Source organism: Escherichia marmotae, from assembly GCF_002900365.1.
Lineage (GTDB): Bacteria > Pseudomonadota > Gammaproteobacteria > Enterobacterales > Enterobacteriaceae > Escherichia > Escherichia marmotae.
The window spans coordinates 614,769-640,293 of sequence record NZ_CP025979.1 but is presented as its reverse complement, the minus strand read 5'-3'; the positions used below and the strand labels follow the sequence as shown (position 1 = coordinate 640,293).

Here is a 25,525-nt window from a genome sequence, read left to right as displayed (position 1 = left end):
CGCTCCTGTGGAATAAGTTGCTGAATCGTTTTTTCAACCGTTGATTTCTTCGCCATTTTCGTCATCAGTAAAGCGCAATGATGCCGAGTTAACACAATAACGTTCGCCTGTGGGTTGCGGGCCGTCGGGAAAGACGTGCCCCAGATGGGCATCACAGTTTCCACAACGAATTTCTATCCGCTGCATACCATGTGACAAGTCTTTGATATAACGGATCGAATCTTCACCCACCGGCTCATAAAAACTGGGCCAGCCACAGCCTGAATCATACTTGGTTTGGGAGTGAAACAGAGGTGCATCGCAAATCAAACAGTGGTAAACACCGCCGCGCTTGTTATGCAGTAAACGTCCAGTGAATGGCGGCTCCGTCCCGTGATTCTGAGTCACGTAAAACTGCATCTCGGACAAATTTTTTTTCAGTTCTTCTGCCGAAGGTTTGTTAGCCATTTGCTCACATCTCACTTTAATCACGCTCACATTACGTGACTTATTCTAACAAAACATTAACACCTACTGGCAAAATTTTGTCCTAAACTTGATCTCGACGAAATAGCTGCACCTAAATCGTGATGAAAATCACATTTTTATCATAATTGCCCTTTAAAATTCTGGGCGCCGCCCTCATGTGGTTTCAAGCCCAAAGGAAGAGTGAGGCGAGTCAGTCGTGTAATGCCAAGGCACAGGATTGATTTGTCGCAATGATTGACACGATTCCGCTTGACGCTGCGTAAGGTTTTTGTAATTTTACAGGCAACCTTTTATTCACTAACAAATAGCTGGTGGAATATATGACTATCAAAGTAGGTATCAACGGTTTTGGCCGTATCGGTCGCATTGTTTTCCGTGCTGCTCAGAAACGTTCTGACATTGAGATCGTTGCAATCAACGACCTGTTAGACGCTGATTACATGGCATACATGCTGAAATATGACTCCACTCACGGTCGTTTCGACGGCACCGTTGAAGTGAAAGACGGTCATCTGATCGTAAACGGTAAAAAAATCCGTGTTACCGCTGAACGTGATCCGGCTAACCTGAAATGGGACGAAGTTGGTGTTGACGTTGTCGCTGAAGCAACTGGTCTGTTCCTGACTGACGAAACTGCTCGTAAACACATCACCGCTGGTGCGAAAAAAGTGGTTATGACTGGTCCGTCTAAAGACAACACTCCGATGTTCGTTAAAGGCGCTAACTTCGACAAATATGCTGGCCAGGACATCGTTTCTAACGCTTCCTGCACCACCAACTGCCTGGCTCCGCTGGCTAAAGTTATCAACGATAACTTCGGCATCATCGAAGGTCTGATGACCACCGTTCACGCTACTACCGCTACTCAGAAAACCGTTGACGGCCCGTCTCACAAAGACTGGCGCGGCGGCCGTGGCGCTTCCCAGAACATCATCCCGTCCTCTACCGGTGCTGCTAAAGCTGTAGGTAAAGTACTGCCAGAACTGAATGGCAAACTGACTGGTATGGCGTTCCGTGTTCCGACTCCGAACGTATCCGTAGTTGACCTGACCGTTCGTCTGGAAAAAGCTGCAACTTACGAGCAGATCAAAGCTGCCGTTAAAGCTGCTGCTGAAGGCGAAATGAAAGGCGTTCTGGGCTACACCGAAGATGACGTAGTATCTACCGATTTCAACGGCGAAGTTTGCACTTCCGTGTTCGATGCTAAAGCGGGTATCGCTCTGAACGACAACTTCGTGAAACTGGTATCCTGGTACGACAACGAAACCGGTTACTCCAACAAAGTTCTGGATCTGATCGCTCACATCTCCAAATAAGTTGAGATGACTCTGTGATCTAAAAAGAGCGACTTCGGTCGCTCTTTTTTTTACCTGATGAAATGAAGTTAAAGGACTGCGTCATGATTAAGAAAATTTTTGCCCTTCCGGTCATCGAACAAATTTCCCCTGTCCTCTCCCGTCGTAAACTGGATGAACTGAACCTTATTGTGGTCGATCATCCCCAGGTAAAAGCCTCTTTTGCATTACAGGGCGCACACCTTCTCTCCTGGAAACCTGCAGGTGAAGAAGACGTTCTGTGGTTGAGTAATAACACGCCGTTTAAAAATGGCGTCGCCATTCGCGGCGGCGTGCCGGTTTGTTGGCCGTGGTTTGGTCCGGCAGCACAGCAAGGTCTGCCTGCTCACGGTTTTGCCCGCATTCTGCCGTGGACGCTGAAATCGCACAGTGAAGATGCCGATGGCGTAGCGCTGACTTTTGAACTGACACAAAGCGACGAGACGAAAAAATACTGGCCGCACGACTTTACGCTGTTAGCGCATTTCCGCGTGGGTAAGACTTGTGAAATTGATCTTGAAGCGCACGGCGAATTTGAAACCACCTCTGCCCTGCATACCTACTTTAACGTGGGTGATATTGCTAAGGTGAGCGTCAGTGGCCTGGGAGATCGCTTCATTGATAAAGTCAATGAAGCGAAAGAAGGCACTTTGACCGGGGGGATTCAGACATTCCCGGATCGTACCGATCGCGTGTATCTGAATCCGCAAGATTGTAGTGTGATTAATGACGAAGCGTTGAATCGCATTATTACCGTTGGTCACCAGCATCTTCTGAACGTTGTTGGCTGGAATCCAGGTCCGGCGCTTTCAGTCAGCATGGACGATATGCCAGATGACGGCTACAAAACCTTTGTCTGCGTAGAAACCGCTTACGCCTCTGAAGCACAAAAAACGTCCAAAGATATGCCCTCTCGTCTGGCACAATCCATCCGCGTTGCCAAACGCTAATCTGCGCTAGTTTTGTGTGCCGGATGCGATGTATCCGGCACTGCTCAGCATCACACCATATCCAGCGCAGTTTTTACTTTTGGTGCCGGATACGCTTTGTCCAGCATCGCTAATTCTTCTGGCGAAAGCACAATCTCCAGCACAGCCGCATTTTGTTGAACATGCGCGATAGTTGCCGCTTTTGGAATCGCCATCACGCCTTGATGGCTGATTACCCACGCCAGCAGAACTTGCGCCGCGCTGACATTGTGGGCATGTGCGATTTCGTTGACGACCGCGTTTTTTAGCAGTCCATTGCGCAACCGCCCAGCCTGGGCTAACGGGCTGTAAGCCATCACCGGCATCTGCTGTTGCTGGCACCAGGGAAGTAAATCGAACTCAATACCCCGTGAGCCAAGATGATAAAGCACCTGATTAGTCGCACACTGATTTCCCCCCGGCACCTGCCAGAGCTCCTGCATATCGGCATAATCAAGATTAGAAACGCCCCAGCGGCGGATTTTGCCCTGGGCGATCAATTTTTCCATCGCGGCAACAGTTTCTTCAAAAGCGAAACTGCCAGACCAGTGTAATAAATAAAGATCGAGATAATCGGTATTAAGACGGCGTAAGCTGGCTTCGCAGGCATTAATCGCTTTTTGTCCGCCAGCATTCCACGGATAGACCTTAGAGACGAGAAAGGCCTTATCACGCAGGCCAGTTAATGCTTCACCAACTACCTTTTCAGCACCACCGTCCGCATACATTTCGGCGGTATCAATGAGGGTTAAACCGAGTTCAATGCCCGCGCGCAGTGCAGCGACTTCTGTTTTGCGCTGACTGACATCTTCGCCCATAAACCATGTTCCCTGCCCTATGGCTGGCACTGAGTCCCCATCACTAAACTGAATCATTTTTTGTTGCATTGTTTCCTCCCAGGTTACGCACCACCGTAATGCAAAACAGGGCGTGACGCCCTGTTTTTATGCACAAAATGCCCTGGAAAGATGCACTATCAGAATTTGTAGGTGATCCCGGTCGAAATCAGACCTGTCCAGGACTTATCAACCATCGGGCTATCGGTAACTTCATCGGACAGACGGGTGTAGCGCGCAGTACCGTAAATGCTCCAGTCGCCCATGAAGTTGTAGTTGGCGCTCAGTTCCAGATACGGACTCCAGCTATCATTCGGGTTATAGCCACGCAGACCGCTGCGCGCAGACTCTTTACGCGATACGCCATAATAGTATTCGTTATGGTTTTCGCTGTTCCACTGTACACCGATACCCGGGGTCAGAGTCAGACCACCGTTAGTGTAACGGTACAACCAGGCCGTATCCCAGACGATACCGTTGCTGTTATCCAGTGTGTCGGCTGCCAGAGAGGTACGCAGATAACCGTACTGGGTAAAGTGAGCGTAGGACAGACCGGCCATCATAGTGCTCTTACGGTCATCCAGGTGGCGCATCTGGTGGTTGCCACTGTCTTTAGCTTTGAAGTAGAGCGGCGACCAGTAAGCGGTAATCGAAAGTTTATCCGTTGCATCGTTCCACAGGTAGTAACCACCACCTAAGCCACGGAACCAGAAGTTATCGCCTTCATAGTTGATTACCGGTACTGGGTAAACATCGGTATCGTAATCTTTATAAGGGTGTTCAACGACACCTACGCCTGCGCCCAGGGAAAATTTACCTTCAGCGTGTGCTACGCCTGCAGACGTTGCGATAAGCACTCCAAGTGCCAGAAGTTTGAGTTTGGTCACAATTAATCATTCCTTAAACAAATGTTTAGCGGGCGACAAAGTTTACCCGTCAATACATCGAAACCCAACCTTTTTACATTTTCATTTCTAAAGGTAACTGTTTAATTTTCCTGACGCTGGTGACATCAGGCTTACACCTGAATGAATTTTGCATTACCGACGGCAATATTCTTTACATTAGTTATGCAATTTTTATGGGTGAGTTGTTGATATGCCATTGAAATCCAGAAAGCCGTGCAGGCAAGTTTTCCATTTGCCATCTACGCTTAATTTTGAAGGTGTATCACCGGGCACGTTCTTCTCGCAGTCGGTAAGATGGCATGAGAGTTGCTGTGTTTTAGCAAGAGACGTCGTTCAGTTTACCTCTTCCGGGAGCCTCTACTATTCATATGAACGGCTCTTAACCTGTGCTAAAAAACGAAAGGACGGCATACCATGAATATATTCGATCACTATCGCCAGCGATATGAAGCTGCCAAGGACGAAGAGTTCACACTGCAGGAGTTTCTTACCACTTGTCGGCAAGATCGCAGTGCTTATGCCAACGCGGCTGAGCGGCTACTGATGGCTATTGGTGAGCCTGTCATGGTCGATACAGCCCAGGAACCCAGACTTTCTCGACTCTTCTCGAACCGGGTCATCGCACGTTATCCGGCGTTTGAAGAGTTTTACGGCATGGAAGACGCGATTGAACAGATTGTCTCTTATCTGAAACACGCGGCTCAGGGGCTGGAAGAGAAGAAACAAATTCTGTATCTGCTGGGGCCTGTGGGTGGGGGGAAATCGTCGCTTGCGGAGCGACTGAAATCATTAATGCAACTCGTGCCTATTTATGTATTGAGCGCCAATGGTGAGCGCAGCCCGGTCAACGATCATCCGTTCTGTCTGTTCAATCCACAGGAAGATGCGCAGATCCTCGAAAAAGAGTACGGCATTCCGCGCCGCTACCTCGGCACTATCATGTCGCCGTGGGCCGCGAAGCGCCTGCATGAATTTGGTGGCGATATCACTAAATTTCGGGTTGTGAAGGTCTGGCCGTCGATTCTACAACAAATTGCCATCGCTAAAACGGAGCCCGGCGATGAGAACAACCAGGATATCTCAGCGCTGGTAGGGAAAGTCGATATTCGTAAGCTCGAACACTACGCGCAGAACGATCCAGACGCCTATGGTTATTCCGGTGCGCTGTGCCGCGCCAACCAGGGGATCATGGAATTTGTCGAGATGTTTAAAGCACCGATTAAAGTGCTGCATCCTCTGTTGACCGCCACCCAGGAAGGCAACTACAACGGGACGGAAGGTATCTCCGCCCTGCCGTTCAACGGGATTATTCTCGCCCACTCGAACGAATCCGAATGGGTCACTTTCCGTAACAATAAAAACAACGAGGCCTTCCTCGACCGTGTCTATATCGTGAAGGTGCCGTACTGCTTGCGCATTTCCGAAGAGATTAAAATCTACGAGAAATTACTTAATCATAGTGAACTGACTCACGCACCATGCGCACCTGGCACGCTGGAAACTCTGTCACGTTTTTCCATTCTTTCGCGTCTGAAAGAGCCAGAAAACTCCAGCATTTATTCAAAGATGCGCGTTTATGATGGCGAAAGTCTGAAAGATACCGATCCGAAAGCCAAATCGTATCAGGAGTATCGGGATTACGCGGGCGTCGATGAAGGGATGAACGGTCTGTCCACACGTTTTGCATTTAAGATCCTCTCTCGCGTGTTCAACTTCGATCACGTGGAAGTGGCAGCTAACCCGGTCCATCTGTTCTACGTTCTTGAACAGCAGATTGAGCGCGAGCAGTTCCCGCAAGAGCAGGCAGAACGCTATCTGGAGTTCCTGAAAGGTTATCTGATCCCAAAATATGCCGAGTTTATCGGCAAAGAGATCCAGACGGCTTATCTGGAATCTTATTCCGAATATGGACAGAACATTTTCGATCGTTATGTCACCTATGCGGATTTCTGGATCCAGGATCAGGAGTATCGCGACCCGGATACCGGTCAGTTGTTTGATCGCGAGTCGCTGAACGCCGAGCTGGAGAAAATCGAAAAACCAGCGGGGATCAGCAATCCGAAAGATTTCCGTAACGAGATTGTCAACTTCGTGCTGCGCGCCAGAGCAAATAACAGCGGACGCAATCCGAACTGGACCAGTTATGAAAAACTGCGCACGGTTATTGAGAAAAAAATGTTTTCCAATACCGAAGAATTACTGCCAGTCATTTCGTTTAACGCTAAAACCTCAACCGACGAGCAGAAGAAACACGACGATTTTGTCGACCGTATGATGGAGAAAGGCTACACCCGTAAACAGGTGCGTTTACTGTGCGAATGGTATTTGCGCGTACGTAAATCCTCTTAACAACCATAGCCCGGAGCACATGCTCATGGGCCTACAACGACAGCGAACCGTAGGCCGGATAAGCGAAGCGTGTCCGGCAATACAGGTGCAGCATACAGTTGGCAAATGCAGTACGGGGGGCATATGACCTGGTTTATTGACCGGCGTCTGAACGGCAAAAACAAAAGCATGGTGAATCGCCAGCGTTTTTTACGCCGTTATAAAGCGCAAATTAAACAGTCGATCTCCGAGGCCATTAATAAGCGTTCGGTGACTGACGTCGACAGCGGCGAGTCCGTCTCCATTCCAACGGAAGATATTAGCGAACCGATGTTTCATCAGGGGCGTGGCGGCCTGCGCCATCGCGTTCACCCGGGTAACGACCATTTCATCCAGAACGATCGCATTGAACGTCCCCAGGGCGGCAGCGGCGGTTCCGGTAGTGGTCAGGGCCAGGCTAGTCAGGACGGTGAAGGTCAGGATGAATTTGTCTTCCAGATTTCGAAAGACGAATATCTCGACCTGCTGTTTGAAGATTTAGCCTTACCGAATTTAAAACAGAACCAGCAACGCCAATTGACCGAGTTTAAAACGCATCGGGCGGGTTATACCGCTAACGGCGTTCCGGCCAATATCAGCGTGGTGCGTTCATTGCAAAACTCACTGGCGAGACGTACCGCGATGACCGCAGGTAAACGGCGGGAACTTCATGCTCTGGAAGAAGATTTGGCAATCATCAGCAACAGTGAACCTGCGCAATTGCTGGAAGAGGAACGGCTACGCAAAGAGATTGCCGAATTACGCGCCAAAATTGAACGCGTTCCGTTCATCGACACCTTCGATTTACGTTATAAGAACTACGAAAAACGACCCGATCCCTCCAGTCAGGCGGTAATGTTTTGTCTGATGGACGTTTCTGGTTCAATGGATCAATCCACCAAAGATATGGCCAAACGTTTTTATATTTTGCTGTATCTGTTCCTGAGCAGAACTTACAAGAACGTGGAGGTCGTTTACATCCGCCACCATACCCAGGCGAAAGAAGTCGATGAACATGAGTTTTTCTACTCGCAGGAAACGGGTGGCACCATTGTTTCCAGCGCTCTGAAACTGATGGATGAGGTGGTGAAAGAGCGTTATAACCCGGCACAATGGAATATTTATGCCGCGCAGGCGTCGGACGGTGATAACTGGGCCGATGACTCTCCGCTTTGCCATGAAATTCTGGCGAAAAAATTGTTGCCCGTTGTTCGTTATTACAGCTATATCGAAATTACCCGTCGCGCTCATCAGACATTGTGGCGGGAATATGAGCATCTGCAATCTACATTCGAAAACTTTGCGATGCAGCATATCCGCGATCAGGATGATATTTATCCGGTGTTTCGCGAACTATTTCATAAACAAAATGCAACTACTAAAGACTAAAACCATCAGCCAGGTCATTATTCCCTGGCTGATTTTTAGTTAATTGTAAATACAGTTATTTATTATCTACATTAGCTTACAAACAACTTAAATATAATAGCGTAACCTTTACAGAACTTAGTTTCATGAAACAATCATTCGGAAAAATGATTCTGTTAGCACGCTTTTCTCAATGCTATACTTTAATTCTTTTTTACTGATAATGATAATTGATCCCGGTCAAAACTCCATTTCTCTGCAATCAATAAAATCGACTACTCAGATTGCTCTCCTTTTTTATGGTTCCCATGGGTACACAAAAATTAAAAGCACACAGCTTTTTTATTTTCAGCTTACTATTGACATTAATTTTATTTTGCATTACCACCTTATATAATGAAAACGCCAATATAAAGCTCATCCCTCAGATGAACTACCTGATGGTCGTTGTGGCTTTATTTTTCCTTAACGCCGTCATTTTCCTTTTCATGTTAATGAAGTATTTTACTAATCGAGATATTTTCCCAACCCTAATTTTAAGTCTTGCTTTTTTAAGTGGCCTTGTCTATTTAACTGAAACGATCGTTATTATTCACAAGCCTATCAGCGATAGTACGCTGATCCAGACGAAATCGAATGACGTTTCCATTTTCTATCTTTTTCGCCAACTAAGTTTTATTAGCTTAGCATCGCTGGCTCTTTTCTGTTATGACCGAAACAGCATTCTGACAAACAACAAGAAAAAAACCTGCATCCTGTTGCTGGCACTAATACCTTTTATGTTGTTTCCATTACTGGCGCACAACCTGAGCAGTTATAATCCTGACTATGCCTTATATGTCGTAGATTACTGCCCGAATAATAATACTGCGAGTTGGGGTATTAACTACACCAAGATTCTGGTTTGTCTGTGGGCATGTTTACTATTTTTTATTATCACACGGACAGGTTTAGCGAGCGAACTTTGGCCGTCAATCGCGTTATTATGTCTGGCCTCACTCTGTTGTAACTTGTTGCTACTGACTCTGGATGAATATAATTACACCATCTGGTATATCAGCCGCGGTATTGAGGTTTCCAGTAAACTGTTTGTGGTTTCTTTCCTGATTTATAACATTTTTCAGGAACTACAACTTGCCAGTAAACTGGCGGTTTATGATGTACTGACCAATATTTATAACCGCCGTCACTTTTTCAACAGTGTAGAGTCATTACTCTCTCGCCCTGTTGTGAAGGATTTTTGTATCATGCTGGTAGATATTAACCAGTTCAAACGCATAAATGCTCAGTGGGGTCATCATGTGGGCGATAAAGTTCTGGTTTCAATTGTCGATATTATCCAGCAAAGTATCCGCCCCGATGACATCTTCGCGCGTCTGGAAGGTGAAGAGTTCGGTTTACTATTTACCGAATTGAATGCTGCCCAGGCAAAAATTATCGCCGATCGGGTGCGTAAAAATGTCGAACTACTGACCGGTTTTAGTAATAGATATAATGTCCCTGAACAAATGACCATCAGCATTGGCTGTGTTTTTTCCACTGGCGACACGCGTAATATCTCGCTTGTCATGACGGAAGCTGATAAAGCGTTACGAGAAGCGAAAAATGATGGTGGCAACAAAGTGATTATTCATTATATTTGAGTGCAAAATTATTCACAGCCATGCGTTTTGCGTGGCTTTGGCATACAATTTATTATCAATACCCCTAAATTTCCCCTCCCCAGCGGCGCAGAGATGAGTATAATTAGCGCCCCTGTACCAGGCCGCAATCGAACTTTATCTGGTTTTCTCGTTTCACTAACCGAAGGAGTGCCATTTATCATGAAATTGCACCATAGAATGCTCCGGCATTTTATCGCCGCAAGTGTCATTGTGCTGACATCTTCCTTCCTTATTTTTGAACTTGTCGCCAGCGACAGGGCAATGAGTGCTTATTTGCGCTATATCGTCCAGAAAGCAGATTCCTCCTTTCTCTACGACAAGTATCAAAATCAGAGTATCGCCGCACATGTGATGCGCGCGCTGGCTGCGAAACAGTCTGAGGTGTCGCCAGAACAGCGACGTGCCATCTGTGAAGCTTTTGAATCAGCCAACAATACCCATGGCTTAAACCTGACAGCCCATACTTACGCGGGTTTACACGGAACATTGCAGACTGCATCCACTGACTGCGACACGATTGTGGAAGCTGCGGCGCTATTACCGGCATTTGATCAGGCAGTTGAAGGCAACCGCCATCAGGATGATTATGGTTCCGGTCTTGGCATGGCCGAAGAGAAATTTCACTATTATCTCGATCTCAATGACCGCTATGTCTATTTTTATGAGCCAGTCAATGTTGAGTACTTCGCGATGAATAACTGGTCCTTCCTGCAATCAGGAAGCATTGGCATTGATCGTAAAGATATTGAAAAAGTGTTTACCGGACGTACTGTGTTATCGAGCATTTACCAGGATCAGCGTACTAAACAGAACGTGATGAGTTTGCTGACACCGGTTTATGTTGCAAGGCAGTTAAAAGGTATTGTACTGCTGGATATTAATAAGAATAATCTACGAAATATCTTTTACACTCATGATCGCCCTCTCCTCTGGCGTTTTCTTAATGTCACGCTAACCGATACAGATTCGGGACGGGACATTATTATCAACCAGAGCGAAGATAACCTGTTTCAGTATGTCAGTTACGTCCACGACTTACCTGGCGGTATTCGCGTTTCGTTATCCATTGATATTCTTTACTTTATCACGTCTTCGTGGAAAAGCGTTCTGTTCTGGATTTTGACAGCGTTAATTTTGCTGAATATGGTCCGGATGCACTTCCGCTTGTACCAGAACGTGACGCGCGAAAATATCAGTGATGCGATGACCGGACTGTATAATCGCAAAATATTAACGCCTGAACTGGAGCAGCGTTTGCAGAAACTGGTGCAATCCGGTTCTTCTGTCATGTTTATTGCAATTGACATGGACAAGTTAAAGCAAATTAATGACACCCTCGGTCATCAGGAGGGCGATTTAGCGATTACATTATTAGCCCAGGCGATTAAGCAGTCGATTCGTAAAAGCGATTATGCCATCCGTCTCGGTGGCGATGAATTTTGCATCATTCTGGTCGATTCTACGCCGCAAATTGCCGCGCAACTGCCTGAACGTATCGAAAAACGCCTGCAACATATCGCGCCGAAGAAAGAGATCGGCTTCTCTTCCGGTATTTACGCGATGAAAGAAAACGATACGTTACATGATGCGTATAAAGCTTCTGATGAACGTTTATATGTCAATAAGCAGAACAAAAACAGCCGTTCATGATAATCTTCTGTGGTTATTTGGTTATAATTCCAGGAGCGTGAAATGACTAAAGGAAGCGTGACGCATCAGCGGTTAATCGCTTTATTATCACAAGAAGGTGCTAACTTCCGCATCGTTACCCACGAAGCGGTAGGTAAATGCGAAGCGGTGTCAGAAATTCGTGGCACCGCTTTGGGTCAGGGAGCTAAAGCACTGGTGTGTAAAGTCAAAGGTAATGGCGTAAATCAGCATGTTCTGGCGATCCTCGCAGCCGATCAACAGGCTGATCTTAGTAAACTCGCCAGTCACATCGGTGGGCTACGCGCTTCGCTGGCCAGCCCGGCGGAAGTCGATGAACTGACAGGCTGTGTCTTTGGCGCTATCCCCCCCTTCAGCTTCCACCCAAAACTCAAACTGGTTGCCAACCCACTACTCTTTGAGCGATTCGATGAGATTGCCTTCAACGCAGGCATGCTGGATAAATCTGTAATTCTGAACACCACAGATTACTTGCGCATTGCGCAACCAGAACTGGTCAAATTCCGCCGTACTGCGTAACTAGCTGGTCCGTTCAATAAGCAGAACGGACAGTACTAACACAACTGCAATGGCAAAAAACGATGACGTGATAATCAGTGTCTCAACGAGCATTTGATCGTTCATGGTTTTCCCCCAGAAGATACCTGTTTTCACGTTATTGTTAGCGTGTACAAGTGGCAATTTGATGACAATTTGCCTGATTTTTTATGCATAACACGTAATTTTTTTCTGCTTCCTTTCAGCAGCAGGCGTAAAGTAGGCGGGTTATTATTTTTTGGCAAGGAAACCACGATGTTTGATGTCACTTTGCTGATCCTGCTCGGCTTAGCTGCGCTGGGCTTTATCAGCCACAACACCACTGTCGCCGTTTCAATTCTGGTGTTGATCATTGTCCGCGTCACACCGTTAAGCACCTTTTAACAGGGACTGAGTATCGGGATAATCATTCTGACCATTGGCGTAATGGCCCCTATTGCCAGCGGAACACTGCCCCCCTCGACACTGATTCACTCGTTTCTGAACTGGAAATCGCTGGTAGCGATTGCCGTGGGAGTGATTGTCTCCTGGCTTGGCGGACGCGGCGTGACGTTAATGGGCAGCCAGCCGCAACTGGTCGCCGGGCTGCTGGTAGGCACAATTTTAGGTGTGGCACTGTTTCGCGGTGTACCGGTCGGCCCGCTTATTGCCGCGGGACTGGTCTCTCTGATCATCGGGAAACAGTAGACTGTTTTCGAACTCAGAACTGGCACAACAAAAAACCAACAGCCACAAAGTGCTATAGTGACGTGGTAAATCATGCGTGAAAGGGAGAACAAACACGATGAATATTCAGTGTAAACGCGTTTATGATCCGGCTGAACAGAGCGATGGTTATCGCGTACTGGTCGACCGCCTCTGGCCGCGTGGTATCAAAAAAACTGATTTAGCACTTGATGAGTGGGATAAAGAGATCACACCATCAACAGAGTTGCGCAAAGCCTTTCACGGAGAAGTGGTCGATTTTAAAACCTTTCGCGAACAATATCTTGCTGAACTGGCGCAACACGAGCCGGAAGGGAAACGGCTGGCGGAAATCGCTCAAAAACAGCCGCTGACCCTGCTCTACTCGGCAAAAAATACCACGCAAAACCATGCACTGGTCCTGGCCGACTGGCTACGCAGCTTGTGATTTTAGCATGGCATCCGGCTGTTATTTTTCACCAGCCAGATGCTCCCGCCGCCATAACGCCCATTCATCAATCGTTTCACCACCCGGCAATTTGCAATTGTTACTGACCCCTTGCGGTGTCTGCACCGGAATGAGCGTACCGCCTTTCTGCTGACAGTAGACCGAAGCCGGATTCGCCATGCCAACCTGCGGCGGTTTTGGCGCATCCGGCTGAGAAGTAGTTGAACACCCTGCCAGAATTAGCAGGCAAGGCAGAGCAAAACTGAGAATTTTCATATATTGATCCCGCACATTTATCTACGCCTTAGAATATCGCGGTATCGTTTTGTTTTGCAGCACTATTTCTTTTACATTCACTTAAAATATATTACAGCTAGTTTCATCTTCGTTGATGATGTTTTATCATGCCTGTAAAGATTAAATAATCAGCATTTTACCCGCAGCATCCTGGAGTTCTTTCGTGTCAGATCAGATCATTGCCCGCGTTTCGCAGTCACTCGCCTCAGAACATTCTCTCGAAAGTCTGGTTCGGCAGCTTCTGGAGATGCTGGAAATGGTCACCGACATGGAGTCGACTTATCTGACAAAAGTGGATATTGACGCGCGCCTGCAACATATTCTGTTCGCCCGTAATAGCCAGAAAATGCACATTCCGGAGAATTTTACTGTCTCGTGGGATTACTCGTTGTGCAAACGCGCCATTGATGAAAACTGTTTTTTCAGCGATGAAGTTCCCGATCGTTGGGGTGACTGCATCGCAGCCCGCAATCTCGGCATCACGACATTCCTGAGCACGCCGGTTCACTTACCGGATGGTTCATTCTATGGCACACTTTGCGCCGCCAGCAGCGAGAAGCGTCCGTGGAGTGAGCGCGCAGAGCAGGTTTTACAGTTATTCGCCGGGCTGATTGCACAATATATTCAAAAAGAGGCGCTGGTTGAGCAATTACGTGAAGCCAATGCCGCTTTGATTGCGCAGTCGTATACTGACTCTTTAACTGGGCTACCTAATCGGCGGGCGATTTTTGATAACCTGAAGACGCTGTTTTCTCTTGCCCGGCATCTGAAGCGTAAAGCCATGATTGCCTTTATCGACCTGGATAACTTCAAACTAATCAATGACCGTTTTGGCCACAATAGCGGCGATCTGTTTCTTATTCAGGTTGGTGAGCGCCTCAATAAGCTGCATCAAAATGGCGAGATTATTGGTCGTCTCGGCGGCGATGAATTTTTAGTCGTATCTCTGGTTAATGAAAACGCGGATATCCCGTCACTGCGTGAGCGTATTCAACAGCAAATACGTGGAGAATATCACTTGGGCGATATTGAGCTGTTTTATCCTGGTGCCAGTCTTGGCATAGTTGAAGTGGATCCTGAAACAACCGACGCAGACAGTGCCCTGCATGCTGCCGATATCGCGATGTATCAGGAGAAAAAACACAAAGAGAAAACACCTTTTATCGCGCATTCAGACAGGCATTCCTGAGGCATATTCACATCCTTTTCTTTGGTGGTAACATGCGAATCGGTATTATCTTTCCCGTCGTAATCTTTATTACGGCAGTCGTATTTTTAGCGTGGTTTTTTATTGGCGGCTATGCGGCCCCGGGGGCATGAAGATGAAAAAAACAACGATTATCATGATGGGCGTGGCGATTATTGTCGTTCTTGGCACCGAGCTGGGATGGTGGTAACACTACGTCGGTAAAAATAGCAAAGACTGCCTGTCGGCAGCCTTTGTGTTTTTCAGCATTAACTTTTGACTTTTCTGTAGATAAACAACACGACAAGCGCACCAATCACGGCAACAACAAAACTACCAAAGTTAAAGCCATCGACTTTGCCAAAACCAAACAGTGTACTGATCCATCCACCAACTACGGCACCGATAATTCCCAGCAGGATGGTCATAAAGAATCCACCACCATCTTTACCAGGCATGATCCACTTCGCCAGAATACCGGCAATAAGTCCAAAAATAATCCATGACAGAATGCCCATTGTTTCCTCACTTATCTGTTTTGCATTAGCGGGTTAGTCGCTGATAAAAAGCATAGCACAACATAAGAGAAGCAAGAATTGTGATGTGTGTCACAGAGGATTTTTTTTGCGATGGCGCTGAATTAGCGCCATCTGACATTAGCAATTATTACCAACCACAAACATCATGTTCGTTTTCCGTGTCATATGAACGCACGGTATTGACGAGATCTTTTATTACTTCAGCCGCCACTTCTGGCACCAGCAAGGTCATCGGCGTCTCTGTTTCGTAATCGACAGAAACACCATTACTGTTATTGGTGACGGTTACGGTATACGTTGCTTTGCCCATGATTCATTTCCCGCTATGAATGACTTTCCGTTGTTTTGCACCTTCCATCAGGACTTCAGGAGCAACGAAGAAGTCAATGTTGAAATAAGTATCGTCAGTCATGGCTTCAATATTGTGCCACTTTTCTGGCGGGAACACCGCGAATTGACCTGCTTCGATGAGGATCACCTGATCAGGTTCTGCGCTGTGTTCATCGGCGTAGCCGAGATATTTGACCGCCCCATGCATAACGGACAGGCGTGGATAAACACCCGGACGCGTTCCTTTATCAAGATGACGTTCGAATATTCCGGCAGGCGCAGTTTGTTTATTCCAGAAAGGTGTTGAGCGCGTATGAATGTAGTTCTGTGGGATTTGCAGCATCCTTTTCCCTCCTTCAGTAAATATGCTGAAAACCATTTATTTCAGCCGTTTCAGAGTACGCCTGATAATTTGCATTTTAAATACCATTTATTGGTTACTTTTTAGCATCATCAAACGGTGAATACAGATGCATTTCAGGAGGGAAGCCCGCAGCATCGCGGGCTGAAAGCATTAAGACTGCAGCGTCGCCAGTCGTGCGGCAAAACCAACAAACATCAGACCAATCAGCGAGTTGCCCACTTTGGCTAGTTTCTTCTTGGTGCGAATGTATTGCGTGACAAATGCACCTGAAATAATCAGGAAGCTCAAATAACAGAAGCTTACCAATTCCAGTGTTGTCGCCAAAATAAAGAATGAAATCCCAGTATGTGGCGCATTGACATCAATAAACTGTACGAAAAACGACACATAGAACAAAATGGCTTTCGGATTGGTCAGACTCAAAATTAATGCGCGCTTGAAGATGGCACCATATTGTGGCTCATCTGATTTAGCCTCGTTATTTTTACCTTTCAGGGTGGCGTAAAGAATTTTACCCCCCAGATAGAGCAAATAAAACGCGCCAAGATAACGTACGATATTGAATAATATCGGTGTGGTCTTAATTAAGGTTGCGACACCAGCCCACGCCAGAAACATCAATACCGCGTCACCGATAAATACACCGCAGGCCGCAAGATAACCGCCTTTCACTCCACTGCTGACGCTATTTTTAAGCACAAACAGGGTATTCGGCCCAGGCACCAACACGATAAAAATGGCACCAACCAGATAGGTCCAGTAATTCAGAACCCCATATTCTGCGAACACATTAACCTCTTTAATTCTCTTTGGATCATGCGCGATTAAAGGTGAATATGCTAACCAATCCGCAACGGCTTAGAAAGGAGAAAATCAGGTTTTAACCTGACAATAACTGGACAATTGAATTGTTATTCATGCCTGGTCCAGTGAAAAATTCGGATAGTGTTGGGAAAAATACTGGCGTAAAAACTCTACCGTTATCCGCACCTTCGCTGACATCGCCAGCCTTGATACATATACCGCCCAGACATTCGCTGGCTGGTAATATTCCGGTAGCACTTGCGCTAAATGACCACTGGCAATATTTTCACTGACATCCCACCAGGAACGCAGCGCAATCCCCTGGCCATCGAGGCACCACTGATGCACAATTTCCCCATGATTAGACAACATCGGCCCGGTAACTTTAATCGTATGCTGCCCTTCTTTATTGCGCAATTGCCAGACACCAAACCTGGAAGCGATTGAAGATGTGATTACTCACGGGCCAAAAACACCGGATATGAAAGGCAGCCACCACGCCACAATTTACTGACGCTATTTGCAAAATTATTTTGCGTTAAGGTCAAACCAGTTTATTTGAACCGACTGGTGTTGGATTTGTAGTTTATCCGAAGCCGGATGCAGCGCATAACGCACCTTGTCCGGCTTACGCACGTTTTATTGCGGATATTCCTGCAATAAATTGTGTAATGCTTCCGCCATCAGCGCACCACGCCAGCCGGAAATCAGCTCTGGCAAATTATTCTGTGGTTTTAATTTCCAGTGCCAGTTCAGCAGTTGGTTGATTTGCCGACGCGATGCCAGCAATTCGACGCTGATCTTGTGCGTTTCACTCACGTCAGTAATCAGCGACTTAATCGCTTTAAACGCTTTGCGATAACCGGGCATATCCATCAGGTTAAGCATCGGCTGCGGCAAGGCCTCTTCTGGCAATGCCTGCGCTTTCTCTACCAGCGCCAGCAACGTCTTACCGTGGAAGCGGATTTCGCTACCGGATAAGCCCAGGCTATCCAGCTCGCCCAGACTGCCCGGCATATAACGCGCTACCGACCACAAATGCTCTTCACGCACGACAAAGTTCACCGCCAGATCGCGCTCCCGAGCCTTACGCAGCCGCCAGTCGGCTAGCAGTTGCAGACAGGCGAGTTGGCGCGTGCGTAATTGCCAGGCATTGGTGATATCACGCCATGCGTCTTCTGGCGCAACGATCTCCTGACGACGCGTTTGCATCAGGCGGCATTCATCCAGTGCCGCAGGTAGCCAACCAGAGGCTTCCGTTTCAACCATCAGCTTTGCGGCGATCGGTAACAGATACCAGACGTCCGCCGCCGCGTATTCGCATTGACGCTCGGTTAGCGGTCTGGCCAGCCAGTCGGTGCGCGATTCGCTCTTGTCGAGCGTAACGCCGGAATACTCTTCCACCATAGAGGCAAAGCCCCATGACATCGGGCGTCCACAGAATGCGGCGAGGATTTGCGTGTCAATCAGAGGTTGTGGTAACTCACCAAAGACATTGAGGAACACTTCCAGATCTTCACTGCCCGCATGGAGAAATTTGGTGATGGAAGGATCGCGCAGGATCGCTTTCAGCGGTGACCAGTCGGTGATCCCGAGTGGATCGATTAGCGCCAGATGTTCGCCATCAAAAAGTTGAATCAACCCAAGTTGCGGGTAATAGGTGCGCGTACGTACAAATTCAGTATCCAGGGCTATCGCCGGAAAGGCACGGACGGCTTCACACAAAGAAGCCAGCGCATCGTCCGTGGTAATCATTTGGTAATTCAAATTGTATTCTCTTTAGTGGGCGTCAAAAAAAACGCCGGATTAACCGGCGTCTGACGACTGACTTAACGCTCAGGCTTTATTGTCCACTTTGCCGCGCGCTTCGTCACGTAATTCTCGTCGCAAAATTTTTCCGACGTTAGATTTCGGTAACTCATCACGAAACTCCACCAGCTTCGGTACTTTATAGCCTGTGAGCTGACGGCGGCAAAAAGTCACCAGTGATTCTTCCGTGAGTGACGAGTCTTTTTTCACCACGAAGATTTTCACCGCTTCACCGCTGGAACCGGAAGGTACGCCAACAGCCGCCACTTCCTGTACACCTGGGTGCTGCATGACCACATCTTCAATCTCATTGGGGTAGACGTTAAAGCCAGAAACCAGAATCATGTCTTTTTTACGATCGACAATGCGCAGGAATCCTTCTTCATCCATCACCGCGATGTCGCCGGTGTGTAACCAGCCATTTTTGATGATTTCATCGGTAGTATCCGGACGCTGCCAGTAGCCCAGCATCACCTGCGGCCCTTTGACACAAAGCTCACCCGGTTGACCCGGCGGTACTTCGTTATCGTCGTCATCAACCAACTTGGCTTCGGTCGACGGCACCGGCAAACCAATGCTACCGCTATGATAATCAATATCATACGGGTTAACGCTGACCAGCGGTGCACACTCGGTCAGGCCATAACCTTCCAGCAGATATTGTCCGGTCAGTTTCACCCAGCGTTCTGCCACCACTTGCTGAACAGGCATCCCACCACCAGCGGAAAGATGCAGACTGGAGAAATCCAGTTGCTGGAATTCTTTATTGTTCAGCAACGCGTTGAACAACGTGTTAACGCCGGTGATCGCGGTAAACGGATATTTCGCCAGCTCTTTCACCAGCCCCGGAATATCACGTGGGTTAGTAATAAGCAGATTCTGCCCGCCCAGTTCGATAAACAGCAGGCAGTTAATGGTCAATGCGAAAATGTGATACAGCGGCAATGCCGTCACCACCAGCTCTTTACCCGGATACAACAGCGGCCCGTAGGTCGCGTTAACCTGTTCCAGATTTGCCAGCATATTGCGGTGAGTCAGCATTGCGCCTTTCGCCACGCCAGTGGTGCCGCCGGTGTATTGCAGGAAGGCTAAATCTTCCGGCACCAGTTCAGGTTTTACGTACTGCATCCGGTAACCATTATGCAGAGCGCTACGAAATGAAATGGCATCTGGCAGATGATATTTCGGCACCAGACGCTTGATGTATTTAACAACGAAGTTAACCAGCGTCCCTTTCGCCGTAGAAAGCTGATCGCCCATACGTGTCAGAATCACGTGCTGGACAGCGGTTTTATCAACCACTTTTTCCAGGGTATGGGCAAAGTTGGACACGATGACAATCGCAGATGCGCCGCTGTCGTTGAGCTGATGCTCAAGCTCGCGCGGGGTATATAACGGATTGACGTTTACGACGATCATCCCGGCGCGCAAAATGCCGAACAGCGCCACCGGATATTGCAATAAGTTAGGCATCATCAGCGCAACGCGATCGCCCTTCTTCAGCCCCAGCCCTTGTTGTAAATACGCGGCGAACGCACGGCTGCGCTCTTCCAGTTTGCGGAAGGTCATCACCTCCCCCATATTCACAAACGCGGGCTTGTCGGCATAGCGCGCGACCGATTGCTCAAACATATCTACCAGAGATTGATAACGGTCAGGGTTGATCTCCGTCGGAACATCCGCGGGATAACGGTTAAGCCAAACCTTCTTCAATTCTTCACCTCTAAAATGCGTGTTCGTCGTCATCGCAACCCCAAGTGATATACATGTTATTAACATAATATTAACTCATCATACCAGCTTGATAATTCCCCAACGAAAAGGTTGCGAAGCGCGTCACTATTTATTTTTATCTTTACTCTAAGAATGCAGAAACAGCGGACCAGCCGCTGTTTCTTTTTCTTTAAAAACAAGCAATTATTCAGTTACAACTGTTTGTACTCTTGCAGGGCCGGGATTATACCAGCCCCATCCGCCGTAGCCATAGGGCCAGCCACGGCCACCATAAAACCACGGATCAATCGGCTGCGGCGGCATAATCACCTGCTGGGTTAAATGCCAACGCTTATAGCCCGTTACCTGCATAACCATAAATTTATAGGGTGTATTGCCGATTTTACCGTCAACCGTACCGGTGATTGGCCCGACAACCGTCACCAGTTGTCCGCGGAAATCAACTGGATCAAGAAAACCGTTCACATCGGCATAAATGCGCCCGCGAGAAGGTTCCCCCAGCGTCGGCCTGGCTCCGCTATCGAGCGGTACGGTGGCAATTTCCAGACGGGTTTTCCCCTGCTGGTTTTGTACCGCGACCACTTTGCCGCCAAAGCGCGCTTCCTGACCAACATACAATTGCGGCGCGCTCATCACCCGAACTAAATCTTGTTGCGGCGTGGGACTGCTGCCTTTAATGGCATCCGGCACAGTGACACAACCGCTCAACATTAGCGCAAACGTACCTGCCAGTATGCCTTTGATAACATTCTTTTGAACCGCCATGATGCGACTCCTTTTTTTCTCAGGGCATATTCTTAAGATTCATTCTTTGCCCGGAAGTTTCTTCCACGCGACGTTGTTACGCAAATAAACCGGCTCGGCATGTTCCACTGCCACCGTTTTGCCTTCAGCAAAGAGCTGGCAGGCAATCGGCAGCATATCTTCTGCGGCGGGCAGTAACACTTCGCCATCGCGCAAAACCAGCCCGCTCTCTTTACCGAGATCCGGCCAGGCTTGCCAGCCTGTCCCCACCGTCACCCATTCACCGGAAAGCTGCTGCATCCGCTCATGAACGAGTTCTGGTTTGAGTACAGCTTCGGTTTCTTCACCGTGCCAGATACCATTTTCATCACGCTGATATTCGGCCCAGTAAACTTCGCCCATTCGCGCGTCAATGGCCGCCAGCACGCGGGTCGCGCCATTTTTGCGCCATGCCCCTTGCGCCATGGTCATTAGCGTGGAGACGCCAATCATCGGCAGCTCCGCGCCAAGCGCCAGCCCTTGTGCAATACCAATACCGATACGCACACCGGTGAAGCTACCGGGACCACGCCCGTAAGCTAATGCGTTTATGTTAGTCAGGGAGGTTCCGCTGGTGGTCAGGATATCCTGCACCATCGGTAAGATTCGTTGAGTATGTTCACGTGGGCAAAGCTCAAAATGAGCGTTGACAGTGCCGTCATTCCACAGGGCGACAGAGCAGGCCTCTGTCGCGGTATCGATAGCCAGAATTCGCATGGGTCTTCGTGCTTAGATCAATAAAAAGGCGCGCATCATACCATACTCCATCACAAATTACCTGGAGGAAGGTATCGCAAGGAAACGAACCGCACGGGCTATATCACGGGTGCGCGGCGCAGGCGGCAGGCTGGCGAGGAACGTCGCGCCGTAAGGGCGCATCACCAGCCGATTGTCGCAAATCACCAGCACACCGCGATCGTCGGCGTCGCGAATCAGTCGCCCTACCCCCTGTTTGAGAGTAATGACCGCATCTGGCAGTTGCACTTCATCGAACGGGTCGCCACCGCGCAAACGACAATCTTCCATTCGCGCTTTTAGTAGTGGGTCGTCCGGCGAGGTAAACGGCAACTTGTCGATAATCACCAGTGACAGCGTATCGCCGCGCACATCCACCCCTTCCCAGAAACTACTGGTTGCGACAAGAAGCGCGTTACCGGCACTGACAAACTGCTGCAACAATTGCCCTTTACTGGTTTCACCCTGCAACAAAACGGGAAGCGTCATGGTGGCACGGAACTGCTCGGCCAGATCACGCATCATGGCGTGTGAGGTGCAAAGCATAAAGCAGCGCCCATTGTTGGCTTCGATGAGCGGTCGCAACATTGCTGCCAGTTGCCGTGCGGAACCCGGTTGATTAGTTTGCGGCAGGTTACGCGGCACACAGAGTAACGCCTGGCGGCTGTAATCAAATGGGCTGGGTAACAGCAACGACTCGGCCTGTTCGATGCCAAGCCGGGAGGTAAAATGATGCAGATCGTCATTCACTGACAACGTTGCCGAGGTAAAAATCCAGCTTCCGGGTTTTTGTGCCATTAACTCTTTGAATTTATCCGCCACGCTGAGCGGCGTCAGCGCCAGAGTGAAATGACGTGAGGTGCATTCGTACCAGTAACTGTAGCCCGGTTGGTTGATCTCTTTCAGCCGCTTCAGACGTGTGCGATATAACGTGGCACGTTCAAATGCCGCATCCAGCAACGCGGAACGACCCAGCGACAATTTCGCCACGTCGTAACAGAGTTCAAGCGTGTCATCGAGCAGTAAAAACGCCCGCTGAATTTGCGGATTGGCTAACAATTCGCGCAGATTGCCACGATAACCCGGCTCACCGAGTTGCAGGCGAAAATCCTGCGCACTCTGAGCAAGGCGGTCGGCGCACTTTTGTAACTGTTGAGTGTCTTTTAATTCAGTGCGATAGGCGATGGTGATGTCTTTTGCCAGGTCGAGCAGTTGTCGGCTGGAAAGTGACTGACCAAAGTACTGGCTGGCAATATCCGGCAACTGATGGGCTTCGTCGAAGATCATCACGTCCGCTTCCGGGATCAGTTCGCCAAATCCGCTCTCTTTGACCACCATATCCGCCAGAAACAAATGATGGTTTACCACCACTACATCGGCGTCCATCGCTTTTTTGCGTGCTTTGACCACAAAGCAATCTTTATACATCGGGCAGTCGCTGCCGAGGCAGTTATCGTTAGTGCTGGTGACCAGCGGCCATGCCTGAGAATCTTCCGCAACGCTGACGCAGGTGCTGATATCACCATCGACGGTTTGATTGGACCAGGAGCGTAGCAGGATCACATCGCTTAAGATTTGTACCGGCAGATCGCCGCCCGCCAGCGCCTGCTGTTCGAGACGTTCGAGACAGAGGTAGTTTGAACGTCCTTTCAACAATGCCACATTGCCGGTGTATTTCAGCGCCTTTGACACCGTCGGCAAATCACGGCTGTAGAGTTGATCTTGTAATGCTTTCGAGCCAGTCGAGATAATGACTTTCTTTTTCGCCCGCAGCGCAGGGGCAAGGTAAGCGTAGGTTTTGCCCGTACCGGTTCCCGCTTCCACCACCAGCGGTTGGCTTTTTTCTATCGCCCCGGTGACGGCTACCGCCATCTGTCGCTGTGGTTCACGCGGCTTAAAGCCTGGTATCGCTTTCGCCAACTGACCGTCTGGTGCAAAATCGTCCGTCACACTACCCCCTGTTGATTTGAACAGGGATTATGTCAGGCCAGGCTATTTTTCGCCAGTTGAAGTGATGACGGCGACTTCACATTGTGGCAGTCTTTGCAGCACAAAAATGGAATGATAATGAGGACAAAATGATGACTATCGTTCGTATAGACGCCGAAGCCCGCTGGTCTGATGTGGTGATCCACAACAACACGCTCTACTACACTGGCGTACCGGAAAACCTCGACGCCGATGCTTTTGAGCAAACGGCAAATACACTGGCGCAAATTGACGCGGTGCTGGAAAAACAGGGCAGCAATAAGTCGAGCATTCTGGATGCCACCATTTTCCTGGCCGATAAAAACGACTTTGCGGCAATGAATAAAGCGTGGGATGCCTGGGTTGTCGCGGGTCATGCTCCGGTACGCTGCACGGTGCAAGCGGGACTGATGAATCCGCAGTATAAAGTTGAAATTAAGATTATTGCGGCGGTTTAATTCCGGAAGAGAATTATCGAAAATACTGGTCGATCATGAACAAATCGACCAGTGCTTAAGCTCTTACTTTAGATGGACGGTGCCCCAGTCGGGGGCTTTATTATTTATTTTTTTGATTTCAAGTTTATTTATAAAGAAACGATATTAATCATAAAAACTAAACCACGTGTTAATCACTCAATTAACCTAACCTGTTTTCCGCTGTTGCCCTTACTTACCTGAACAACCAGGCTACGGTACTACGATTCTCTGTTAATTTCGGCACATCACTAGATAACCCGCCATGACCTGCTACCTTTAAAATACCTGAATGTCAACAGGTTAACGAATGAGATATTGTCATAATCCTTTTGATATTAGGCACAATTTAATGTCATATATAGCCTTATCGAAAACGTGGTTAATTTAAGGACAAGAATATGCCTGCTGTAATAGATAAAGCCCTGGATTTCATTAGTGCTATGGATATATCAGCACCAACCCCCAGCTCTATGAATGAAAGTACGGCGAAGGGAATATTTAAATATTTGCATGCTCTGGGTGTACCCGCGACGGCCACCGATATTACTGCGCGAGCTGAACAGGAAGGCTGGAATCCTGGATTCACGGAAAAAATGGTTGGCTGGGCAAAAAAAATGGAGTCTGGTGAACGCGTGGTGATTAAAAACCCTGAATACTTCTCGTCTTATATGCAGGAAGAACTTAAAGCCCTTGTGTGAGTCAAAACTCCAGCACTAAAAATCAATCCGGACGCTTTCATTGATCTTAGAAAAGCGTCCTTTTTTCTCGTTATCAATAAAACCGCTGAATTCAATCAAGCAAAACAGCCCCGCGTTTCTTTGGTTCAAACGCTGCAGGCCAAATGGTTCGCTTGTCATAATGCACCCCGTTGAAACAAACATTCTGAAGATCTGTCCCAGCGAAATTAGCACCTCTTAAATCGGCAGCGGTAAAATCTGCCCCACAAAGTCGTGAATGTCTAAAATCAGCAGCAATGGGGCGTGACTGATAAAAATTACAATTCGTCAGATCGGTGTGATTTAGCCAGGCACACATCAGGGCGGCAGACGAGAGGTCGGCCCCAATAAGGGAGGATGTGATAAAACTGATATTACGCAGATGTGCATCATTAAACCGAGCACCATCCAGACACATGCCATCAAAAATAGCGCGATGTAAATTCATGCCGGAAAAATCCCAGCCGATGAGGCTATCCGTATCAAGATACAGAACGTCATCCGTGACGAAATCGATACGGATCATTGTGT

The 25,525-nt window shown here is 48.2% G+C and carries 28 protein-coding genes and 3 pseudogenes; 15 read left to right on the top strand and 16 right to left on the bottom strand.

Annotated features, from left to right (window positions below; all coding sequences use genetic code 11):
• Positions 1-33 precede the first annotated feature (33 nt).
• Positions 34-447, bottom strand: a complete 414-nt coding sequence (msrB, locus tag C1192_RS03430; RefSeq protein WP_038355617.1) for a peptide-methionine (R)-S-oxide reductase MsrB — start codon at positions 445-447, stop codon at positions 34-36.
• A 341-nt stretch (positions 448-788) separates the two neighbouring features.
• On the opposite strand from msrB, the gene gapA reads away from it, so the two are divergent.
• Complete coding sequence (gapA, locus tag C1192_RS03425; RefSeq protein ID WP_000153502.1) at positions 789-1,784, top strand: glyceraldehyde-3-phosphate dehydrogenase; 996 nt, start codon at positions 789-791, stop codon at positions 1,782-1,784.
• A gap of 83 nt (positions 1,785-1,867) precedes the next feature.
• Positions 1,868-2,752 carry a D-hexose-6-phosphate mutarotase gene (locus C1192_RS03420; protein ID WP_038355618.1) on the top strand — a complete coding sequence of 295 codons (885 nt, stop codon included), beginning with the start codon at positions 1,868-1,870 and terminating at the stop codon, positions 2,750-2,752.
• Positions 2,753-2,802: 50 nt separating this feature from the next.
• Here C1192_RS03420 and yeaE read toward each other — a convergent pair whose 3' ends face one another.
• Together yeaE and mipA are read right to left on the bottom strand one after the other, a co-directional pair.
• Complete coding sequence (gene yeaE, locus C1192_RS03415) at positions 2,803-3,657, bottom strand: methylglyoxal reductase YeaE (protein WP_001186329.1); 855 nt, start codon at positions 3,655-3,657, stop codon at positions 2,803-2,805.
• A gap of 89 nt (positions 3,658-3,746) precedes the next feature.
• On the bottom strand, positions 3,747-4,493 hold the full coding sequence (mipA, locus tag C1192_RS03410; protein WP_000163778.1) for a scaffolding protein MipA: 747 nt from the start codon (positions 4,491-4,493) through the stop codon (positions 3,747-3,749).
• A gap of 435 nt (positions 4,494-4,928) precedes the next feature.
• Between mipA and yeaG the strand changes: the two genes are divergently transcribed.
• The 5 genes from yeaG to yeaK all read left to right on the top strand — a co-directional run bounded on the left by yeaG (position 4,929) and on the right by yeaK (position 12,100).
• Complete coding sequence (gene yeaG, locus C1192_RS03405; RefSeq protein ID WP_001019882.1) at positions 4,929-6,863, top strand: protein kinase YeaG; 1,935 nt, start codon at positions 4,929-4,931, stop codon at positions 6,861-6,863.
• Between the two features lie 123 nt (positions 6,864-6,986).
• Positions 6,987-8,270 (top strand): YeaH/YhbH family protein, encoded by a 1,284-nt coding sequence (locus C1192_RS03400; RefSeq protein ID WP_000219671.1) that lies wholly within the window; start codon positions 6,987-6,989, stop codon positions 8,268-8,270.
• A gap of 278 nt (positions 8,271-8,548) precedes the next feature.
• A complete protein-coding gene (locus C1192_RS03395; protein ID WP_001516280.1) occupies positions 8,549-9,892 on the top strand; it encodes a sensor domain-containing diguanylate cyclase in 1,344 nt (447 codons plus the stop codon).
• Positions 9,893-10,072: 180 nt separating this feature from the next.
• On the top strand, positions 10,073-11,563 hold the full coding sequence (gene dgcJ, locus C1192_RS03390; protein ID WP_001516279.1) for a diguanylate cyclase DgcJ: 1,491 nt from the start codon (positions 10,073-10,075) through the stop codon (positions 11,561-11,563).
• A gap of 42 nt (positions 11,564-11,605) precedes the next feature.
• Positions 11,606-12,100 carry a mischarged aminoacyl-tRNA deacylase gene (yeaK, locus tag C1192_RS03385; protein WP_038355619.1) on the top strand — a complete coding sequence of 165 codons (495 nt, stop codon included), beginning with the start codon at positions 11,606-11,608 and terminating at the stop codon, positions 12,098-12,100.
• Here yeaK and yoaI read toward each other — a convergent pair whose 3' ends face one another.
• A complete protein-coding gene (gene yoaI / locus C1192_RS03380; RefSeq protein ID WP_050558860.1) occupies positions 12,101-12,205 on the bottom strand; it encodes a small membrane protein YoaI in 105 nt (34 codons plus the stop codon). It lies immediately after the preceding gene.
• Positions 12,206-12,373: 168 nt separating this feature from the next.
• On the opposite strand from yoaI, the pseudogene C1192_RS03375 reads away from it, so the two are divergent.
• Positions 12,374-12,805 (top strand): annotated as a pseudogene (locus C1192_RS03375) (DUF441 domain-containing protein).
• A gap of 97 nt (positions 12,806-12,902) precedes the next feature.
• Positions 12,903-13,250 carry a DUF488 domain-containing protein gene (locus C1192_RS03370; protein WP_038355620.1) on the top strand — a complete coding sequence of 116 codons (348 nt, stop codon included), beginning with the start codon at positions 12,903-12,905 and terminating at the stop codon, positions 13,248-13,250.
• A 21-nt stretch (positions 13,251-13,271) separates the two neighbouring features.
• Here C1192_RS03370 and C1192_RS03365 read toward each other — a convergent pair whose 3' ends face one another.
• The gene (locus C1192_RS03365; protein ID WP_038355621.1) at positions 13,272-13,526 is read right to left on the bottom strand and encodes a putative hemolysin; all 255 of its coding nucleotides are present in this window, start codon (positions 13,524-13,526) and stop codon (positions 13,272-13,274) included.
• Positions 13,527-13,710: 184 nt separating this feature from the next.
• Between C1192_RS03365 and C1192_RS03360 the strand changes: the two genes are divergently transcribed.
• From C1192_RS03360 to yoaJ, 3 genes are read left to right on the top strand one after another with little or no spacing between them, the layout of a single operon-like run.
• Positions 13,711-14,736, top strand: coding sequence for a sensor domain-containing diguanylate cyclase (locus tag C1192_RS03360; RefSeq protein WP_001516275.1), 1,026 nt, complete (start codon positions 13,711-13,713; stop codon positions 14,734-14,736).
• Positions 14,737-14,768: 32 nt separating this feature from the next.
• Positions 14,769-14,867, top strand: a complete 99-nt coding sequence (locus C1192_RS03355; protein ID WP_001219350.1) for a YoaK family small membrane protein — start codon at positions 14,769-14,771, stop codon at positions 14,865-14,867.
• 2 nt (positions 14,868-14,869) lie between these two features.
• Positions 14,870-14,944: a protein YoaJ gene (gene yoaJ / locus C1192_RS03350; protein ID WP_001386836.1), complete on the top strand. Its 75-nt coding sequence runs from the start codon at positions 14,870-14,872 to the stop codon at positions 14,942-14,944.
• Positions 14,945-15,002: 58 nt separating this feature from the next.
• Here yoaJ and C1192_RS03345 read toward each other — a convergent pair whose 3' ends face one another.
• The 5 genes and pseudogenes from C1192_RS03345 to C1192_RS03325 form a co-directional block, all read right to left on the bottom strand.
• Complete coding sequence (locus C1192_RS03345) at positions 15,003-15,251, bottom strand: GlsB/YeaQ/YmgE family stress response membrane protein (protein WP_000512152.1); 249 nt, start codon at positions 15,249-15,251, stop codon at positions 15,003-15,005.
• A gap of 148 nt (positions 15,252-15,399) precedes the next feature.
• Entirely contained in the window at positions 15,400-15,582 is a 183-nt protein-coding gene (locus C1192_RS03340) for a DUF1869 domain-containing protein (protein WP_000513737.1), read from the bottom strand.
• A gap of 3 nt (positions 15,583-15,585) precedes the next feature.
• Entirely contained in the window at positions 15,586-15,945 is a 360-nt protein-coding gene (yeaR, locus tag C1192_RS03335; RefSeq protein ID WP_000939314.1) for a DUF1971 domain-containing protein YeaR, read from the bottom strand.
• Between the two features lie 171 nt (positions 15,946-16,116).
• On the bottom strand, positions 16,117-16,755 hold the full coding sequence (leuE, locus tag C1192_RS03330) for a leucine efflux protein LeuE (RefSeq protein WP_000457213.1): 639 nt from the start codon (positions 16,753-16,755) through the stop codon (positions 16,117-16,119).
• A gap of 126 nt (positions 16,756-16,881) precedes the next feature.
• Positions 16,882-17,202 (bottom strand): annotated as a pseudogene (locus C1192_RS03325) (LysR substrate-binding domain-containing protein); the annotation flags it as partial.
• 1 nt (position 17,203) lies between these two features.
• Between C1192_RS03325 and C1192_RS03320 the strand changes: the two are divergent.
• Positions 17,204-17,312: pseudogene (locus tag C1192_RS03320) on the top strand (tartrate dehydrogenase); the annotation flags it as partial.
• A gap of 97 nt (positions 17,313-17,409) precedes the next feature.
• Here the strand turns inward: C1192_RS03320 and rnd are convergent.
• From rnd to yoaA, 5 genes are all read right to left on the bottom strand, one after another.
• Complete coding sequence (gene rnd, locus C1192_RS03315) at positions 17,410-18,525, bottom strand: ribonuclease D (protein ID WP_001516274.1); 1,116 nt, start codon at positions 18,523-18,525, stop codon at positions 17,410-17,412.
• A gap of 81 nt (positions 18,526-18,606) precedes the next feature.
• Positions 18,607-20,292 (bottom strand): long-chain-fatty-acid--CoA ligase FadD, encoded by a 1,686-nt coding sequence (gene fadD / locus C1192_RS03310; protein WP_103194775.1) that lies wholly within the window; start codon positions 20,290-20,292, stop codon positions 18,607-18,609.
• Between the two features lie 204 nt (positions 20,293-20,496).
• Positions 20,497-21,078, bottom strand: a complete 582-nt coding sequence (gene yeaY / locus C1192_RS03305; protein ID WP_000290579.1) for a Slp family lipoprotein YeaY — start codon at positions 21,076-21,078, stop codon at positions 20,497-20,499.
• A gap of 39 nt (positions 21,079-21,117) precedes the next feature.
• Positions 21,118-21,813, bottom strand: a complete 696-nt coding sequence (gene tsaB, locus C1192_RS03300) for a tRNA (adenosine(37)-N6)-threonylcarbamoyltransferase complex dimerization subunit type 1 TsaB (RefSeq protein WP_001221005.1) — start codon at positions 21,811-21,813, stop codon at positions 21,118-21,120.
• Positions 21,814-21,870: 57 nt separating this feature from the next.
• Complete coding sequence (gene yoaA, locus C1192_RS03295) at positions 21,871-23,781, bottom strand: DNA repair helicase YoaA (protein WP_000128825.1); 1,911 nt, start codon at positions 23,779-23,781, stop codon at positions 21,871-21,873.
• A 131-nt stretch (positions 23,782-23,912) separates the two neighbouring features.
• Here yoaA and C1192_RS03290 point away from each other — a divergent pair, with 131 nt between their 5' ends.
• Positions 23,913-24,257, top strand: a complete 345-nt coding sequence (locus C1192_RS03290) for a RidA family protein (RefSeq protein WP_010376144.1) — start codon at positions 23,913-23,915, stop codon at positions 24,255-24,257.
• Positions 24,258-24,676: 419 nt separating this feature from the next.
• The gene (locus C1192_RS03285; protein WP_001112001.1) at positions 24,677-24,976 is read left to right on the top strand and encodes a DUF1889 family protein; all 300 of its coding nucleotides are present in this window, start codon (positions 24,677-24,679) and stop codon (positions 24,974-24,976) included.
• Between the two features lie 91 nt (positions 24,977-25,067).
• Here the strand turns inward: C1192_RS03285 and C1192_RS03280 are convergent, their stop codons facing one another.
• Entirely contained in the window at positions 25,068-25,520 is a 453-nt protein-coding gene (locus C1192_RS03280; protein WP_038355624.1) for a pentapeptide repeat-containing protein, read from the bottom strand.
• Between the last annotated feature and the right edge of the window lie 5 nt (positions 25,521-25,525).